This window comes from Xenorhabdus littoralis (assembly GCF_033949345.1).
Classification (GTDB): Bacteria; Pseudomonadota; Gammaproteobacteria; order Enterobacterales; family Enterobacteriaceae; genus Xenorhabdus; species Xenorhabdus littoralis.
Genome location: NZ_VCDP01000096.1, coordinates 1 through 206, shown reverse-complemented (window position 1 = coordinate 206; position 206 = coordinate 1). Strand labels below are relative to the sequence as shown.

1 protein-coding gene is annotated in these 206 nt (G+C 57.8%); it reads left to right on the top strand.

The features are described from left to right. Nucleotides 1–206 (top strand): DnaB-like helicase C-terminal domain-containing protein (locus tag FE394_RS20130; RefSeq protein WP_319927578.1); only part of this gene is annotated, 206 nt, incomplete at both ends.

Below are 206 nucleotides of genomic sequence, written 5' to 3'. Positions count from 1 at the left end.
CTGGATGATGAGCAGTGGGGTCGCATAAGCCAGAGTCTGGATCAGTTTGCCCGCTGGGATCATCGTCTGGTGATTGATGATTGCAGTCACCAGACGCCCGCACTATTACGCGCCCGTGCCCGCCGCTATACCCGCAAATACGGTAAACCCGCCCTGATTATGGTTGACTACCTCCAGCTGATGTGCGCGCCCGGACAGGAAAACCG